The following is a 312-nucleotide window of genomic DNA, read 5'->3' on the forward strand; positions in this document are numbered from 1 at the left end:
TTTTTGAAAAGTGGCCGTTTCCGCAATATATCCTCCTGCATGCTTAATACCTTCAAGTGTCTCATTACGCTCTAGAAAACCTTTCCCGGTGACGTTACCCGGCATGACGAAAGGAGTAGCCACCATGACTCCCATATCCGCTACATCGACAACCATATCCCATACACCTGCTACAAATTCTACACCCGCATCCCATTCTCCCTTGAGCGTGGCACCTACATTTTCCTTCACGCGTGCTCCGAGCACAGTTTGGATTCCCTTTTCAGCGACCTGCTTCTCAAAATCAGACAACAGCGGCTCAGGGTAGTATTG

General features: G+C 48.7%; 1 protein-coding gene. It reads right to left on the reverse strand.

What is annotated here, in order from left to right:
- Nucleotides 1–312 (reverse strand): hypothetical protein (locus tag C1I60_RS23360; RefSeq protein WP_137063908.1); only part of this gene is annotated, 312 nt, incomplete at both ends.

Source organism: Paenibacillus terrae, from assembly GCF_005217525.1.
Lineage (GTDB): Bacteria > Bacillota > Bacilli > Paenibacillales > Paenibacillaceae > Paenibacillus > Paenibacillus terrae_C.